Below are 703 nucleotides of genomic sequence, written 5' to 3'. Positions count from 1 at the left end.
CGAGCTCGACGGAGTCGGTGTGCCATTCGGTGTCGGTGGAGTTGGTCACGATGTAGCTGGGGCTGTGGGCCTTCAGTGGGGTGAACAACAGGAAGAAGAACAGCGAACCGCCATAGAAGATATTGCGGGCCGCCGCCTTTGTGAGGCCTTCGGTCATGGCCATCCCCCTTACTAGTTTTTGGCTTGCCTACGGGACCTGCGACCAAGGCCGGCGTCCCACCCTTTAAAAGATGCATCTGTTATGCTTCTTCAGATTAACAGCTCTGGACCTTACCAGACATTGACGTCAATCAATACGCCAATGAAGAGAGCGGAAAGTGGCGAAATATGTGGGGTCGTCCCGCCTGCGTCCGAATGACGCAGGCAGCGGACCGAGACATCCACCGAACGGCAAGGCATTTAGCTAGCGCTCCCTAGCGCCTGGCGTCAGTGATGTCCTCGATCCAGGTCAGTGCCGCCACCCCCGCCGGCAGCCCCAGGGTCGGAATCGCCAGCATGGCCACCTGCTTCAAGGCTTCGGGCTCGATGCCCTCCTCCATGGCGCGGCGCATGTGGGAATGCACGGCCCCCTCGGAGCCGCCGCCCACGGCCAGCGCCAGCTTGACCAAACGACGCGTACGGGCATCCAGCGGGCCGGACTCGGCGCATGCCTTGCCCAGCGAGGCGAAGGCGCGCCATACCTCGGGATAGTCGTCGGCCACCT

General features: G+C 62.2%; 1 protein-coding gene. It reads right to left on the bottom strand.

Annotation, left to right across the window (positions count from 1 at the left end; all coding sequences use genetic code 11):
• Window positions 1-413: 413 nt before the first annotated feature.
• The coding region (locus tag QPM17_RS23680; protein ID WP_285394198.1) for a carboxymuconolactone decarboxylase family protein at window positions 414-703 on the bottom strand (290 nt) is incomplete at its 5' end.

Origin of the sequence: Marinobacter azerbaijanicus, from assembly GCF_030250645.1 — a bacterium.
In the GTDB taxonomy this organism is placed as follows: Bacteria; Pseudomonadota; Gammaproteobacteria; order Pseudomonadales; family Oleiphilaceae; genus Marinobacter; species Marinobacter azerbaijanicus.
Note: the sequence above shows the minus strand (reverse complement) of the source record. Positions and strands in the feature narration are given on the sequence as shown.